This window comes from Cognatishimia activa (assembly GCF_001458335.1).
Taxonomy (GTDB): Bacteria; Pseudomonadota; Alphaproteobacteria; order Rhodobacterales; family Rhodobacteraceae; genus Cognatishimia; species Cognatishimia activa.
The window spans coordinates 606,251-621,506 of record NZ_CYTO01000024.1; the positions used below are offsets into that span (position 1 = coordinate 606,251).

The window sequence follows — 15,256 nt, forward strand, 5'->3', positions numbered from 1 at the left end:
TTGTCTTTCTGGCTAGATAGGTTCTCTGGCCTGAGCCTTCAATAACGCGAGAATGACGATGCGTTAACCCTTCAAATCACATTCTCGATCTAAATCGCTTGCTCCAAATCAGAATGCGCCTTTGCAATTGCCGCTGCCAGACGCGCGTTGTTCAAAACCAAGGCGATGTTTGCTTCCAAAGAACGCCCTTCAGTGAGTTCAAAGATTCGCGCGAGCAGGAATGGCGTCACGCCTTTGCCTGCGACGCCTTGCTCTTCGGCTTCTTGAGTGGCTTGCGCGATGATCGGGGCGAGCTCTTCCGCTGGGATTTCGGCGTCTTTCGGGATCGGGTTGGCGATCAATTGGCCACCGGGAAGACCCATCGCGGTGCGCATCGCTTGGCTTGCGGCGATCTCTTCTGCTGTGTTCAAGCGCAATGGCGCTTTAAGCCCTGCGCTTTGGGACCAGAAGGCTGGGAAGGCATCTTGGCCGTAAGCGATCACTGGGACGCCTTGGGTTTCCAGGACTTCCAATGTTTTCGGGATATCAAGAATGGCTTTTGCGCCCGCCGCCACAACGCTGACGGGGGTTGCCGCCAGCTCTGTGAGATCGGCAGAAATGTCAAAGCTTAGCTCAGCGCCTTTGTGTACGCCGCCAATGCCGCCGGTCGCAAAGACTTTGATGCCCGCAAGATGCGCGCCGATCATGGTGGCTGCGACGGTGGTTGCGCCCGTGCGTCCTGTTGCCATGCAAACAGGCATATCGGCGCGGGAGACTTTCATCACATCTTTCGCCGTTGCGAGCGCTTCAAGTTGCGCATCATCCAAACCAATGTGCAGCGTGCCATTCAAAACCGCAATGGTGGCCGGTGTCGCGCCGTTTTCGCGGACTGTTGCCTCTACTTTGCGCGCCACTTCCACGTTTTGTGGGTAAGGCATGCCGTGAGTGATGATGGTGCTTTCCAAAGCGACAATAGGCGCTCCCGCGTCTTTGGCTTTGGCGACTTCGGGGGACATAACAAACAGCGTCATTTTGGGCTGCCTCCTGATACATAGGTTGCCGCCGCGCGCAGGGCGCGGTTGAGGCTGTCTTCTCGGTTTGCGCCATCGTTTTCAGAGGCGATATGGGCGGCCATGAATGTGTCACCCGCGCCGGTCACTCGGGTCACCATGACCGATGGTGGGATTTGTGTGATGATGCCATCAGGCGTTGCGTCACTGGCGCTATTGCCGCCATCAGTCACAAGGGCGCGGCGCGCGCCACGATCTAGCAAGCCCTTGGCGGCTTCCTCTGAGGAGGTGAATTCTTTTTGGCAAAGCAGGCCCGCTTCCTCGAGGTTCACATAGAGTGTCGCACGGTCGTGCACGAGGAACGGCAGAAGGCGTTCCGCTTTGCCGGGGCTTGCCGGGGCCACGCGCAGGTCCGCTTTGGCAAAGGCCGGGCTCACGGCGATCTTTTCGAGCAAGCGCTGGGTCAGGTTTCCGTCCAACGCGATGAAGCCTTCATAAGGCGCATCATCGCTGCCCAAAGTGCCATCATTCAAAGCCCGCAGAATTTTGCTGCCAGCCGCTTCTAGCGAATGCGCGTCGGCAATGGCTGCGATCAAACCGTTTGCGCCTTCCACAGCCATGTAACGGTCTGTTGGTAGGTCTTCAGATCGGTAGACATGGGTGGTGTCCATGCCCAACTCTTCACAGGCCTGAATCAATTCATCGCCCTGAGTGTCCCGGCCGATTGCCGTCAAGAGCGAGGCTTTTAGGCCAAAGCGCGCCAGCGTCATGGCGATGTTCATGGCAACACCGCCGGGAAGGCGCGTGATGCGGCCAGCGACGTCAGAGCCTTGGCGCATGTGAACCGGGGCACGGCCGATCACGTCCCAAAGAACGGAGCCGATGCAGAGAATGTCATGTGATTTGCTCATAAATCCGCTTTTGGACCGTTTGGTCAGTTCTTACAAGCGGTGTTCTTAGTTGGGCACGGCAAAAGTCAGTGCTGCCCAAAGACTTTCCCAATCCAGTTCCAAATTTTCAGCCAACGCAGCGGAAGGCCGGCGTAAAACGACAGAGTCGATCAGATAGCGATGGCCGGGTTCTACTGGAACCAGAACATGGCCGACCGGATCTGTTCGGAGCAATGTGATGGTCACAAGCCCATCGGGTGACTTCTCAAATACCTCGACCTGAGCCCCTGCGCGCGGAGAGCCTTGATAGAAGAGCTGTAAAGGCAAACCATCCGATAGATCGTCGACATAGGGGTTCTTCAGCGCGACAAACTCGATTTCCAATCCCGCGTAGTCATCGACCCCGACACCTGTTCCAAGCGCCACCAATGACTTTGCATAGCGCCGATAGCCTTCCTTGATTGGATAGATAGGATCGGGCAGGGCGGATGTGTCGAGCTCCTTGTGGTCGACAAAGGCCTGAAACTTTTCCGGTTTTTGGTAGGTCAGACTGGACAGCGTGGTCTCATGGATGATGCGCAACAGCCCGTTTTGCGATGGAGAGACTTTGATAGCGGGTCTATCCCCAGAACGCCGCACGATGTCTTGAACGTCTTCGCCCAGTCTCGTTTCAGACCGGGCAACCCGCCGTTCAAACCAACCGAGGGAAACCCCTTCAAATTCCTGACCATTGCGAAAGTCCGCAATCACCGCTTCACCAGTTTCCACTTGAAACTTCTGAGGTTCGATCCAAAACTCATGGGCGAAGCAGGGGGTGGCGCATAGCGCTGCCAGTACACAAGATTTGAGTAGGCGTATGTATTTCAATCCAAAAAGCATGGCACACAAGCTGGCGCATTTGCTGATTTTGTCAATCTTCTCGGTATGCGTTGGTGTGGCAGCTTTCGCGCCGCAAAACGCGCGGGCCCATGAACTCAATCCCACGGTGATGGATTACATCGTCGAAGACGGGGTTTTGACCATGGCGCTGCGGTTAAATGCCGAGGCGTTTTTGGCAGATCTAGATCTGGATGGTCTGGCTGACACTAACGATGCGGACGGGGTTGGCGGTTATGATTCCCTGCAAGACGCACCGGGTGTGGATATTCAGGCGATGTTCACGAAGAAGGTCGGTGGGTTTCTGGAAGGCCTTTCTGTCAACGCAGATGAAACACCGCTGAAATTAGATCTGGTGTCGATCCAAACCCCAGCGATTGCCCTGCCTGAAGTCGCGCGTCTTAGCGAAGTGACGTTCACATCAGACGTCCCGCGCAGCACGCAAGCACTGACCATGGCATGGGGGCAGGGATATGGCGAGATAGTTATTCGCCAGCAAGGCGTTGATGAACCCTATACAGGCTTTCTTGTCGGCGGTGAGGTCACGCCTCCAATTGCGATCTATGGCGGCGCGGCTTTGACGGGATGGGAGACGTTTGTCGGCTATATACCCGTTGGGTTCGATCATATTCTGCCCAAAGGGCTGGATCATATTTTATTTGTGTTGGGCTTATTCTTCTTATCTCTGCGCATGGGAGCCTTGCTGTGGCAGGTGACGGCCTTTACCGCAGCGCACACGGTCACATTGGCCCTTGGCGCTTTGGGGATCGTGAATGTGCCCGGCAGCATCGTGGAGCCGATCATCGCTGCATCGATCGTCTATGTCGCGGTGGAGAACATATTCTCTAACGGATTAAACAAATGGCGACCAATTGTGGTCTTTGCCTTTGGCTTGTTGCACGGGCTTGGGTTTGCCTCAGTTCTGGGGGATTTTGGCCTTCCAACGGGGCAATTTATCCCAGCGCTTCTGGGCTTTAACATAGGGGTGGAACTTGGTCAGCTGACCGTGATTGCCATCGCGTTTCTGGCCGTCGGGCTCTTGTTCGGTAACAAGCCTTGGTACAAGAGCTATATCGCAAACCCCGCATCAGCAGTCATTGCGCTGGTCGGGGCCTATTGGGTGATCGAACGGGTGTTTTTGTAGGGTGGGGTTTTACCCCACCTAAAACCGGTAGAACGGTGGGGTGAAACCCCACCCTACGTTTATTTCATCGCGTCCATGAAACGCTGCATTTGCGCCAGTGGGTCGTCTTGACGCCAAATCTCTTCGCCAATGCCGAAGAAATCAGTCACTGGTGCGAGTTTGCGGATCGTATCCTCATGCAGCGCGCCTTCCGCAACCACTGGGACTTCGATCATCTGAGACCACCATTCAAACAGCTCATGTTCTGCAGTTGTGCCATCACCAAGCGGTGTTTCAGCGACAGGGCCAAAGCACACATAATCTGCCCCCATTTCACCGGCGGTCATGCCATCATGGCGGGAGGCGCCGCAGAAAGTGCCGACAATGGCGTCATCACCCAGATCCTTGCGCACCTTGCGCACAGACCGGGACCCATCGGTTAGATGCACGCCATCAAGGCCTAGGCGTTCGGCAAGCAACACATGTTCTGAAATCACCAAAGCTGTGTCGCGTGGATAGCAGACTTCGCGCACAGCATCTGCGGCGCGGCTCAGGCGGTCTTCATCGCGGGTTGCCAAGGCCACACGCACACAGGCCACATCCACCGCGTCCAAAACCTTGGCCAGCGCCGTCGGGAAGGTGCTGAGTTCAAATTCTGGTGGGGTGATCAGATAGATCTGTGGTTGCTCGATATCGGACATGGTGCTGTTCCCAAATGATCTTTTTTAGGAGGATCGTTTGCGCTGCTATAGCGCGGAACATCTCATTTGACCATCCTTGGTTAGGCGTAAACCGTCAAACAGCGAAATGCCTTGTTTTGCTGGGCCTGTCTTTGTAAGACCCGCTGAAAGTTTCCGGAGACACCCATGCCTAGCCCAAACCCACAGCCAGCCATTGTTCTTGTGCGTCCACAAATGGGCGAGAATATCGGCGGAGCCGCGCGGGCCATGTGGAACTTTGGTCTGGATCGCATGCGCATCGTGAACCCTCGGGATGGGTGGCCAAATCAGAAGGCGATTGCCATGTCCTCTGGGGCGGGGCGGTTGCTTGAAGAAGCGCAGATATGTGACTCGGTCGCCGACAGTATCGGTGATTGCACCTATGTGTTTGCGACAACAGCACGGGCGCGCGATCTCACCAAGCCAGTCATGACCCCGGAACATGCTATGGAAGTCGCGCGGGAGAAGATTGCCGCGGGCGAAAAGGTCGCCGTGCTTTTCGGCCCTGAGCGCGCCGGTCTTGAGAACGAAGACATCGCCCATGCCAACGCCATTATCAACGTCCCGGTCAATCCGGAATACGCCTCACTCAATTTGGCGCAATGTGTTTTGTTGACCGCTTACGAGTGGATGCGCGGCAAAGTTGACGTTGCACCTGAACGCATGGAGTTGGCCAAAACCGAATGGGCCAATCAGGCTGAAATCGAAGCGCTGGCGCGGCATTATGAAGAGCGGTTGGATGAGGCTGGGTTCTTCTTCCCAGAACCAAAAGCCGAGGGCATGAAGGTGAACCTGCGCAATATGTGGTCGCGCCTGCCGCTGACTCGGGCCGATGCGCAAATGCTTCATGGCATGCTGCGGCAGCTATTGCGTCGCAAAGACTAGTCGGACCATCCGACGCAGCCTTTGAAAAACCCGTTCCATTGGCTTGAAGAGTGCAGGGCGCGGCCCTAGTCTCCGGTCAAACCGCAAGGACAAAGCTATGAGCCAAAAGCGTAATATTTTCGAAGACGTTTCCGAGACGCAACCAACCAAAGAACCCACCAAGGGCGCGATTGATGCGGCGCCCAAAGGCGCGCGGCGGGGTATCCGCGCTTGGTTGATTGCGCTTTTCGCCCTGGTGGTTGTGATGATCGTTGTGGGCGGTTTGACCCGTTTGACCGATAGTGGCCTGTCGATCACCGAATGGAAACCGGTTACAGGCGCAGTTCCTCCGACATCCGAGACGGTTTGGCTGGAAGAATTTGAAAAATATAAACAAATTCCCGAATACCAATTGCAAAACCAAGGGATGACTCTTGCAGAGTTCAAGGTCATCTACTGGTGGGAATGGGGGCACCGTCAGTTGGGCCGGGTGATTGGTCTGGTTTGGGCGGTTGGTTTTCTTGGCTTCGCTGTCACGCGAAACATTCCGACCGGTTGGACCGGTCGTCTGTTCCTGATTGGCGCTTTGGGCGGTCTTCAAGGGGCAATTGGCTGGTGGATGGTCTCTTCCGGTCTAGAAGGCGCCATGCTGGATGTCGCCTCATATCGTCTGGCAACCCATCTGGGCCTAGCCTTTTTGATCCTAGGCTTCATCACTTGGTACATTCTTTTGCTCGGCCGCGAAGAGCGTGACTTGCTTCAAGCGCGTCGAGGAAAAGAGGCAAAGCAATTCTCGCTGGCAACTGGTCTTTTGCACGCGACTGGGGTTCAAATCCTGCTTGGCGCTTTGGTTGCTGGCATCGATGCAGGGCGCAGCTATACCGATTGGCCACTCATGGGCGGGCGCGTGCTGCCCGAAGGCATGTTTGACCTAGCGCCGCTCTGGACCAACTTCTTTGAAAACGCCGGGACCGTGCAGTTCATCCACCGTATCTGGGCCTATCTTCTGTTGGCTTTTGCCATCGTTGTATGGCGTCGCGGACAGAAATCTGCCCATGAGAAAACCCGCTTCGCATTCAACCTCGTCATGGCTGCTATGACGATTCAGGTGGTACTCGGGATCATGACAGTTTTGTACGTTGCCCCATGGCAGCTTGCAATTGTGCACCAGTTAACAGCGGTTGCCGTTTGGGTGTTGATCCTGCGGGCCCGTTTCCTCAGCCACTACCCAATCTCGACTGGGATTAAGGGAGGCTAGACTTATATGAATGCTTTCAATGATTTGATGGCGTTTCAAAAGGATACCGAGGCGTTGGCCCAAGTGGCGGGCCGCCTTGGATGGGACCAGGAAACCATGATGCCAGGGGCGGCTGCTCCGCAACGTGGCGACGAAATGGCGGCGATAGAGAAAGTCCTCCATGCGCGTCGCATCGATCCGAAAATCGCTGACTGGCTTGAAGCCGTGGATGCAGACGCGCTTGATGAGGTTGGCAAAGCCCAGCTGCGCGAGATCCGTCGGTCTTTTGAGCGTACCTCGAAGATTCCTGCGGAACTGGCAGCTGAAATCGCACGCGTCACCAGCATGTCGCAAGGCACTTGGGCGAAGGCTCGCGCTGCGGAGGATGTGGCTGCGTTTCTGCCTGCGCTAGAAGAGGTTGTGCGCCTGAAGCGTGAAGAAGGTCAGGCGCTAGCGGACGGCGGTGATGTTTATGACGCCATGCTGGATGATTACGAGCCTGATATGACCGCCGCACGCTTGTCCGAGATGTTTGACGCCATGCGTCCACGGCTTGTGGATTTGCGTGCCAAGGTGCTCGCCGCCAAAGCGCCCCGCGCTTTAACAGGTTGGTATCCTGAGCAAGCCCAGCTGGCTGTATCAGACAAGCTTGCAAAGGCCTTTGGATATAACTTTGACCATGGCCGCATCGACAAAGCGGTACACCCGTTTAGCTCTGGCTCCGGTCTTGATGTGCGCATCACAACGCGGGTGGCGAAGGAAGATCCATTCAACTGCTTCTATTCGACAATCCATGAAGTTGGGCATGCGTGCTACGAGCAAGGTATTGATAACGCTTATCTTCTGACGCCAATTGGCCGTGGCGTGTCTATGGGCGTGCATGAAAGCCAAAGCCGCATTTATGAAAACCAACTTGGCCGTTCCAGTGCGTTCACTGGGTGGCTGTTCGACCTGATGCGCGACAGCTTTGACGAATTTGACGTTCCAAACGAACAGGCGTTCTACGCCACCGTGAACCGGGTCAACAAAGGCTATATTCGCACGGAAGCGGATGAAATCCAGTACAACCTGCATGTGATGCTGCGGTTTGATCTGGAACGCGCATTGATGAGCGGTGATCTGGCAGTGACCGATCTTGAGGCCGCTTGGAATGACCGGTTTGAGTCTGATTTCGGCTATCCGGTCGACAAGCCAAGCAATGGCGTTTTGCAGGATGTGCATTGGTCTGTTGGTTTGTTTGGCTACTTCCCGACATATGCATTGGGCAATCTATATGCGGGATGTCTGCACGAAGCGCTGCGCAAAGCGGTGCCTGATCTGGATGACCAATTGCGGGACGGCAATACATCCGCTGCGACCGGATGGTTGCGCGAGAACTTGCAGCGGCATGGTGCCTTGCGGTCGCCCCAAGAGACCATTGCCTTGGCCAGCGGTATGGAGCCGGGGCCTGAGTCCATGCTCAATTATCTCGAGAAGAAATTCTCCGAAATCTATGATATCTAAAGAAAAAGCCCGCTTCTTAAAGCGGGCTTTGTTCAATTGAAGGGCAGGGCGGAAGATTACTCTTCTGCGCCGCCTTCTTCCTCATCTTCGTTTTGTTCTGCGATCCAAGCCACAGAGACAACCTCTTCGCCTTTGCCGGTGTTGAACACTTTCACGCCACCAGCAGACCGGCTGCGGAAGGAAATGCCATCAACGGGCACCCGGATGGACTGACCTTTGGAGGTCGCCAGCATGATCTGATCGCCCAGCTCGACTGGGAAAGAGGCCACAAGATCGCCGCCGCGCATCGCTTTATCCATCGCTGCAACACCCATGCCGCCACGACCACGCACCGGATAGTCATGTGAGCTTGAAAGCTTGCCCGCACCACCGGATGTGATCGTCAGGATCAGGTTTTCGGCTGCAGACATTTCCGCGTAACGCTCTTGGCTGATAGACGCATCCGCACTTGCTTCCTCATCCGACGCGCCTTCGTCATCGGTCGCACCAGCCACGGCGCGGCGCATTTTCAGGTAGGCGGCCCGTTCATCGGTTGTCGCGTCAAAATGGCGGATGATGGACATGGACACGACCTTGTCACCATCGCCCAGCTTCACACCGCGCACACCGGTAGAGGCGCGGGAATTGAAGACACGCACGTCAGTCGCTGGGAAGCGGATCGCGCGACCAGAGTTGGTGACCAGCATCACATCGTCATCATTGGACGCGATGCGGGCATTGATCATCTTCCAATCAGCACTATCGCCTTCAAACTTCATGGCAATTTTGCCGTTAGACTTCACATTGGTGAAATCAGACAGCTTGTTGCGGCGGACGGTGCCGTGGTCGGTACAGAAGACGACCTGTAGATCATCCCATTCTTTTTCGTCCCTATCCACCGGCATGATCGCCGCGATGGAAACGCCAGTTGGAATTGGCAGAATATTGACGATTGCTTTACCTTTGGCCGTACGTCCACCCAGCGGCAAGCGCCAGGTTTTCAACTTGTAGACCATGCCATCGGTTGTAAAGAACAACAGTTGCGTATGGGTGTTCGCCACGAAGAGGGTTGTAACAACATCTTCTTCTTTGGTTTGCATCCCAGAGATGCCCTTACCGCCACGCTTTTGGGCGCGGAAGTCGGCCAAAGCAGTCCGTTTGATGTAGCCGCCAGAGGTGACAGTCACGACCATATCTTCGCGTTCGATCAGGTCTTCGTCGTCCATGTCACCGGACCAATCAACGATCTCGGTACGGCGTGGCACAGCGAATTTGTCTTTGACCTCAGTGAGTTCATCCGTGATGATCCCCATGATGCGTTCGCGGGAGGACAGAATTTCAAGGTATTCCTTGATCTTTCCTGCCAGTTCTTCCAGCTCGTCAGTGACTTCTTTCACACCAATCTGCGTCAGGCGTTGCAGTCGCAGCTCTAAAATGGCGCGGGTCTGAGTTTCGGACAGGTTGTAAGTCCCGTCGTCATTCATTTTATGGGTCGGATCATCGATCAGCTGGATATAGCCAGCAATATCAGAGGCAGGCCAGCGGCGTTCCATCAGTTTTGCGCGGGCTTCAGCCGCATCCGCAGAGGCGCGGATTGTCGCGACGATCTCGTCCACATTGGATACAGCCACCGCCAAGCCACAAAGGATATGGCTGCGTTCACGCGCTTTGCGCAACTCGTAAGCAGTGCGTCGCGCCACAACTTCTTCGCGGAAATCCACGAAAGAGGTGAGGAACGCACGTAGAGTCAGCTGTTCTGGTCGGCCGCCATTCAACGCCAACATATTGCAGCCAAAATAGGTCTGCATCGGCGTGAAACGGAAAAGCTGGTTCAGAACCACCTCGGCCGTTGCGTCGCGTTTTAGCTCAACAACAACGCGCACACCGTTCCGGTCAGATTCGTCCTGCACATGGGCGACGCCTTCGACCTTCTTTTCGCGCACTTGTTCGGCGATCTTTTCGATCATCGCTGCTTTGTTTACTTGATAAGGAATTTCATCAATAACAATGGCGTAGCGGTCTTTCCTAATCTCTTCCACGCGCGTTTTCGCGCGTACGATCACCGAGCCGCGTCCTTCTAGATAGGCTTTGCGCGCGCCAGAACGGCCTAGCATAATCCCGCCGGTCGGGAAGTCAGGGCCTGGAATGTATTCGATCAGCTCTTCACTCGACAGATCGGGATTTTCGATCAGTGCAAGCGTGGCTTCGCAGACTTCACCGAGGTTATGAGGCGGAATGTTCGTGGCCATACCCACGGCGATACCGCCGGCACCATTGACCAGCATATTCGGGAACCGCGAAGGCAACACCGTTGGTTCGCGGTCTTTGCCATCATAGTTGTCCTGAAAATCGACCGTATCTTTTTCGATATCCGCCAGCACAAAGGCCGCTGGCTTGTCCATGCGCACTTCGGTGTAACGCATCGCCGCCGGGTTATCGCCGTCCATGGAGCCGAAGTTACCTTGGCCATCCAAGAGCGGCAGGGACATGGAAAAATCCTGCGCCATACGCACCAAGGCATCATAGATCGCGCTGTCACCATGAGGGTGGTATTTACCCATGACGTCGCCGACTGGGCGGGCAGACTTGCGATAGGATTTGTCGTGTGTATTGCCGGTCTCATGCATCGCATAAAGGATGCGTCGGTGAACCGGTTTTAAGCCGTCTCGAAGGTCAGGAATCGCGCGGCTCACGATCACGCTCATCGCGTAATCGAGGTAGGAATTGCGCATTTCCTCTTCGATGGTGATCAAAGGCCCATCATGCTCCATGCGAGCAACGGGGGTTTCTTCTTCGTTTTCAGGCGTTTCTGGCGTGTCGTTCACGTACCGTGCTCGCTTTTTTTATACATCAATATTTTGTTGTCACTTTTATAACAGACCCCGGATATAGGGTGCAATGGTCCTGTGAAAAGAAGCGGGTTAAAGCGGCTAAATTTGTCTTAATGTCGTGGTTTTTACGACCATTTTTGCCCAATTTATTTCGGCCGCTGCGGGAGCGATCTAAGGAGACGTCAATGTCTTCAGAATGGCGTTTCAATCGCTTCTTATGAGGTCAAAATGTGCAAAGCTGTGGATTCATCCGTGCAAATGCAAATTGTGTCCTTCAGCAGCTCACGGATTTCGTAAGAATCGTGGTAATCACAAAGAAAGCGACGCGGAACAGGATGGATTGGTAACGTGCTACAGGTATTACCTGTTGTTTACGGATCAAGACGTTGTTAAAGGGTTCGTTAGCGATAACATTTAAGCCGCTGGTGCGGTTTTCATACGGACAGGGGGTCTTATGGTTTCGCGCATTATTCCGGTTGAGCGGTTTGATCTGATCATTTTCGGAGGTACGGGCGATTTGGCCCGTCGTAAGATTTTACCGGGTCTTTTCAAACGTTTCGCGGATGGTCAGGTGCCCGATGGTTCCCGGATAATCGGTGCGGCACGATCAGAAATGGACCGCGGAGAGTTTCGACAATTTGCGAAAGACGCGGTGATTTCGGCGCAAGGCGACGCAGTTGAGCCTACTGTCCTGGAAAGTTTTCTGGAAGCGCTGGATTATGTGACAATTGACGCTTTGGGGGAGATCGGTTGGTCTGAATTGTCAGAGAAGTTGCAGGGTGACAGTGTGCGCGCCTTCTATTTCTCTGTCGGCCCGAGCCTTTTTGATGATCTCGCGGTTCGCCTGCAAAAGCACAAATTGGTGGAGCCAGATACACGGATCGTGGTCGAAAAACCCTTTGGGCATGATCTAGAAACCGCGAAGGCGTTGAACAAAGTGCTTTCTGCGTATTTCGATGAAAGCCAGATTTACCGGATCGACCATTACCTCGGTAAAGAAACCGTTCAGAACCTGATGGCTGTGCGCTTTGGGAATATGCTGTTTGAGCCCCTCTGGAACAGTCAGTACATCGATCACGTGCAGATCACCGTTGCCGAAGAAGTAGGCGTGGGTGGACGTGGTGGCTATTACGACAAATCCGGCGCGATGCGTGATATGGTTCAAAACCACCTGATGCAGCTTTTGTGTCTGACGGCAATGGAGCCGCCAGCGAAGTTTGATCCAGATGCCGTGCGCGATGAAAAGCTGAAGGTTATCAGAGCGTTGGATCCGGTTGAGCCGCATCATGTGGTGCGTGGTCAATATAGCGAGACCGATGACGAAAAAGGGTTTCGCGACGACGTCGAGAACGCGAAATCCTGGACCGAAAGCTTTGTGGCCTTGCGTTGCCAAGTCGGCAACTGGCGTTGGTCGGGCACTCCGTTTTATTTGCGGACAGGCAAGCGTTTGCAGGCACGGGACTCTGAAATTGTGGTGGTCTTCAAAGATACACCGCACTCGATCTTTGGTGCCGAAGCAGGTGGCGCGCGCAACGAGCTGCGCATTCAGTTGCAGCCGGACGAAGGCATCACGCTTAAGGTGACAATTAAAGAGCCGGGTCCCGGTGGCATGCGCCTGATGGATGTGCCGCTCGATATGTCATTTGCGGAAACCTTGGGCGATCATGCGGACACGCCTGACGCCTATGAGCGGCTGATTATGGATGTGATCCGCGGCAACCAAACGCTCTTTATGCGGGACGATGAGGTGGAAGCGGCTTGGGCTTGGACCGACCCAATTATTCAGGGCTGGGAAGCAGTGCATGACGTGCCCAAACCTTATGACAGCTACAGCCAAGGCCCAACGGACGCGATGCTTTTGATGCAGCGCGATGGCCGCGAATGGAGAGAGATTGGCGCATGAGAATAGAGACTTACCCAGATTTTGAGATGATGGCGATCAATGTCGCACAGCGCATTTGTGGGGATCTGAAAGCCGCGCTCGACAGCCAAGATCGCGTTTTGTTGGCGGTGCCCGGTGGTACAACGCCGGGGCCTATCTTTGATGACCTCTGTGCAGCGGATTTGGATTGGTCTCGGGTCGACATTATTCTGACCGACGAACGTTGGGTGCCCGGCGATCACGAACGCAGCAACACAAAGCTCTTAAAAGAACGGCTGCTGGTGAACCGCGCCACGGATGCGACTTTGCTGCCGCTTTATGTGGCGACAGATGAGCCGGAAGAGGGGTTGCCTCAGCTCATTCCTGGCATTGAAGCGCGTTTGCCGATTGCGGTTGCCGTCCTTGGCATGGGCGCGGATATGCATACGGCGTCTCTGTTCCCGGACTCAGCAGAGTTAGATGCGGCGCTTGCGCATAATGCACCCGCTTTGATCCCGGTGCGCCCGGAGAGCCAACCAGAAGCACGGATCACCCTTGCGGCCCATGTGTTGAACGGTGCGCTTCACAAACATGTTGTCTTTAAGGGGCAAGATAAGCGCGACGCGCTAGACAAGGCGATGACGCTCCCGCCACAAGACGCCCCCATCCGCGCTGTTCTGGACGGGGCAACAGTACATTATTCGGAGAATTAACCCATGTGGGACACGTTGAACGCACTGCACGCGGCCAATAAAGATCGCAAGATCACGGACTTGTTTGATGAGAATCGGATTGACGATTTCGGGATCGAGACCGATGGCCTGTTCTTTGACTTCTCCAAGACCAATATTGACGCGGCGACCTATGAGGTCTTGATCCAATTGGTTCAAGAAAAACAAGTGGTTGCTAAGCGCGACGCGATGTTCTCTGGTGCGAAGATCAACGAGACTGAGGATCGCGCGGTTCTTCATGTCGCGTTGCGCAATCTGGATGGCGATGCGATCTTTGTGGATGGCGAAGATGTCATGCCGAGCGTAAAAGCTGTGCTGGCAAAGATGGCCGGTTTCGCAAATGCTGTGCGCTCTGGGGACTTCACCGGGCAGGGCGGCAAGATCACCGATGTGGTAAATATTGGTATTGGCGGCTCTGATCTCGGTCCTGCGATGGCTTATCCGGCGCTTGCGCCTTTTGCTGACGGTCCAAAATGCCACTTTGTAAGCAATGTAGATGGTGCAGATCTGGCCGATAAGCTGGCGGGCTTAAACGCAGAGACCACGCTGGTTTTGGTGGCGTCCAAGACGTTCACCACCATGGAAACCATGATGAACGCCAAAAGCGCGTTTGACTGGATGGCGAAGAAGGTCGCAAACCCTGCTGATCAATTCGCGGCGATCTCCACGGCCGAAGAAGAAACCGCCGCATTCGGCATTCCAGCAGAGCGCGTGTTTGGTTTTGAGGACTGGGTCGGCGGTCGCTATTCCATGTGGGGGCCAATTGGGCTTTCGATAATGCTGGCTGTGGGGCCCGAGAACTTCACAGACTTCCTACGCGGCGGTCAGGCGATGGATCAGCATTTCCGCACCGCTCCTATTGAGAAAAACATGGCATTCGCGCTGGCGCTGACAGGCATTTGGCACCATCAGGTGTGTGGTTATGGCACGCGCGCAGTACTGCCATATGAGAACCGCCTGTTGCGTCTGGCAGCCTATTTGCAGCAGCTAGAGATGGAATCAAACGGCAAAAGCGTTAGCCTTACGGGCGAAGCCTTGGACCAAACTGTCGGTCCAATCGTCTGGGGTGAACCGGGCACAAACGGCCAGCACGCGTTTTATCAGCTAATCCACCAAGGCCGTCAGGTTGTGCCTTGTGAGTTTATCGTCGGTGCTGAAGGCCATGAGCCGCATTTGGCTCACCACCATAAAGCCTTGCTTGCCAATTGCTTAGCACAATCTGAAGCGCTGCTTCTGGGCCGTGATTACGCGACCGCAGAAGAGATGATGAAAGCCAAGGGCCATGAAGGTGATGCGCTAAAAGCCCATGCCATGCAGCGGGTTTTCCCGGGTAACCGGCCATCCACAACGCTTATGTATCAAAAACTGACGCCGTTTGTGTTGGGGCAGATCATCGCGCTTTATGAACATCGCGTGTTTGTCGAAGGTGCTTTGTTGGGGATCAACTCTTACGATCAATGGGGCGTAGAGCTTGGCAAAGAGCTGGCTGTTAAACTGTCGCCAGCAGTCGAAGAAGGTGGATCGACCGAGGGTTTGCATGTTGGCACCGCCGCATTGGTGAACCGCGCAAAGGCGCTTCGCGGGGATTAATTCTCTGCTTTAAGTGAAATGAAAAAAGCCTCGCAAACAATGGTTTGCGAGGCTTTCTTGTTT

At 54.9% G+C, this 15,256-nt stretch carries 12 protein-coding genes; 7 read left to right on the forward strand and 5 right to left on the reverse strand.

Annotation, left to right across the window (positions count from 1 at the left end; all coding sequences use genetic code 11):
* Positions 1-89: 89 nt before the first annotated feature.
* From TA5113_RS14020 to TA5113_RS14030, 3 genes are read right to left on the reverse strand one after another with little or no spacing between them, the layout of a single operon-like run.
* The gene (locus TA5113_RS14020) at positions 90-1,010 is read right to left on the reverse strand and encodes a pseudouridine-5'-phosphate glycosidase (RefSeq protein ID WP_058314280.1); all 921 of its coding nucleotides are present in this window, start codon (positions 1,008-1,010) and stop codon (positions 90-92) included.
* Positions 1,007-1,900, reverse strand: a complete 894-nt coding sequence (locus tag TA5113_RS14025; RefSeq protein ID WP_082625826.1) for a PfkB family carbohydrate kinase — start codon at positions 1,898-1,900, stop codon at positions 1,007-1,009. The genes TA5113_RS14020 and TA5113_RS14025 overlap by 4 nt, the downstream gene beginning before the upstream one ends.
* Before the next feature lie 45 nt (positions 1,901-1,945).
* Complete coding sequence (locus TA5113_RS14030) at positions 1,946-2,758, reverse strand: DUF4198 domain-containing protein (RefSeq protein WP_058314278.1); 813 nt, start codon at positions 2,756-2,758, stop codon at positions 1,946-1,948.
* Between TA5113_RS14030 and TA5113_RS14035 the strand changes: the two genes are divergently transcribed.
* Entirely contained in the window at positions 2,757-3,899 is a 1,143-nt protein-coding gene (locus TA5113_RS14035) for a HupE/UreJ family protein (RefSeq protein ID WP_106387454.1), read from the forward strand. The genes TA5113_RS14030 and TA5113_RS14035 overlap by 2 nt on opposite strands.
* 59 nt (positions 3,900-3,958) lie before the next feature.
* On the opposite strand, the gene TA5113_RS14040 is transcribed toward TA5113_RS14035, so the two are convergent.
* Complete coding sequence (locus TA5113_RS14040) at positions 3,959-4,579, reverse strand: thiamine phosphate synthase (RefSeq protein ID WP_058314277.1); 621 nt, start codon at positions 4,577-4,579, stop codon at positions 3,959-3,961.
* A 165-nt stretch (positions 4,580-4,744) separates the two neighbouring features.
* On the opposite strand from TA5113_RS14040, the gene TA5113_RS14045 reads away from it, so the two are divergent.
* The 3 genes from TA5113_RS14045 to TA5113_RS14055 all read left to right on the forward strand — a co-directional run bounded on the left by TA5113_RS14045 (position 4,745) and on the right by TA5113_RS14055 (position 8,201).
* Positions 4,745-5,482 carry an RNA methyltransferase gene (locus tag TA5113_RS14045; protein WP_058314276.1) on the forward strand — a complete coding sequence of 246 codons (738 nt, stop codon included), beginning with the start codon at positions 4,745-4,747 and terminating at the stop codon, positions 5,480-5,482.
* A gap of 97 nt (positions 5,483-5,579) precedes the next feature.
* The gene (gene ctaA / locus TA5113_RS14050; protein WP_058314275.1) at positions 5,580-6,719 is read left to right on the forward strand and encodes a heme A synthase; all 1,140 of its coding nucleotides are present in this window, start codon (positions 5,580-5,582) and stop codon (positions 6,717-6,719) included.
* Positions 6,720-6,725: 6 nt separating this feature from the next.
* Positions 6,726-8,201: a carboxypeptidase M32 gene (locus tag TA5113_RS14055; protein ID WP_058314274.1), complete on the forward strand. Its 1,476-nt coding sequence runs from the start codon at positions 6,726-6,728 to the stop codon at positions 8,199-8,201.
* A 56-nt stretch (positions 8,202-8,257) separates the two neighbouring features.
* On the opposite strand, the gene gyrA is transcribed toward TA5113_RS14055, so the two are convergent.
* Complete coding sequence (gyrA, locus tag TA5113_RS14060) at positions 8,258-11,005, reverse strand: DNA gyrase subunit A (protein WP_058314273.1); 2,748 nt, start codon at positions 11,003-11,005, stop codon at positions 8,258-8,260.
* Positions 11,006-11,465: 460 nt separating this feature from the next.
* Between gyrA and zwf the strand changes: the two genes are divergently transcribed.
* The 3 genes from zwf to pgi are packed head-to-tail and all read left to right on the forward strand — an operon-like array spanning position 11,466 to position 15,193.
* The gene (gene zwf / locus TA5113_RS14065; RefSeq protein WP_058314272.1) at positions 11,466-12,914 is read left to right on the forward strand and encodes a glucose-6-phosphate dehydrogenase; all 1,449 of its coding nucleotides are present in this window, start codon (positions 11,466-11,468) and stop codon (positions 12,912-12,914) included.
* Positions 12,911-13,585, forward strand: a complete 675-nt coding sequence (gene pgl / locus TA5113_RS14070; protein ID WP_058314484.1) for a 6-phosphogluconolactonase — start codon at positions 12,911-12,913, stop codon at positions 13,583-13,585. Before zwf ends, pgl begins: the two co-directional genes overlap by 4 nt.
* A 3-nt stretch (positions 13,586-13,588) precedes the next feature.
* Complete coding sequence (gene pgi / locus TA5113_RS14075) at positions 13,589-15,193, forward strand: glucose-6-phosphate isomerase (RefSeq protein WP_058314271.1); 1,605 nt, start codon at positions 13,589-13,591, stop codon at positions 15,191-15,193.
* The last annotated feature ends 63 nt before the right edge of the window (positions 15,194-15,256 follow it).

Excerpts from the sequence above, each read along its gene's own strand:
- pgi (WP_058314271.1), top strand. The coding sequence starts at position 13,589 with ATGTGGGACACGTTGAACGCACTGCACGCGGCCAATAAAGATCGCAAG.
- pgl (WP_058314484.1), top strand. The coding sequence starts at position 12,911 with ATGAGAATAGAGACTTACCCAGATTTTGAGATGATGGCGATCAATGTC.
- TA5113_RS14030 (WP_058314278.1), bottom strand. The coding sequence starts at position 2,758 with ATGCTTTTTGGATTGAAATACATACGCCTACTCAAATCTTGTGTACTG.
- TA5113_RS14035 (WP_106387454.1), top strand. The coding sequence starts at position 2,757 with ATGGCACACAAGCTGGCGCATTTGCTGATTTTGTCAATCTTCTCGGTA.
- TA5113_RS14040 (WP_058314277.1), bottom strand. The coding sequence starts at position 4,579 with ATGTCCGATATCGAGCAACCACAGATCTATCTGATCACCCCACCAGAA.
- zwf (WP_058314272.1), top strand. The coding sequence starts at position 11,466 with ATGGTTTCGCGCATTATTCCGGTTGAGCGGTTTGATCTGATCATTTTC.
- TA5113_RS14025 (WP_082625826.1), bottom strand. The coding sequence starts at position 1,900 with ATGAGCAAATCACATGACATTCTCTGCATCGGCTCCGTTCTTTGGGAC.
- TA5113_RS14045 (WP_058314276.1), top strand. The coding sequence starts at position 4,745 with ATGCCTAGCCCAAACCCACAGCCAGCCATTGTTCTTGTGCGTCCACAA.
- TA5113_RS14055 (WP_058314274.1), top strand. The coding sequence starts at position 6,726 with ATGAATGCTTTCAATGATTTGATGGCGTTTCAAAAGGATACCGAGGCG.
- ctaA (WP_058314275.1), top strand. The coding sequence starts at position 5,580 with ATGAGCCAAAAGCGTAATATTTTCGAAGACGTTTCCGAGACGCAACCA.
- TA5113_RS14020 (WP_058314280.1), bottom strand. The coding sequence starts at position 1,010 with ATGACGCTGTTTGTTATGTCCCCCGAAGTCGCCAAAGCCAAAGACGCG.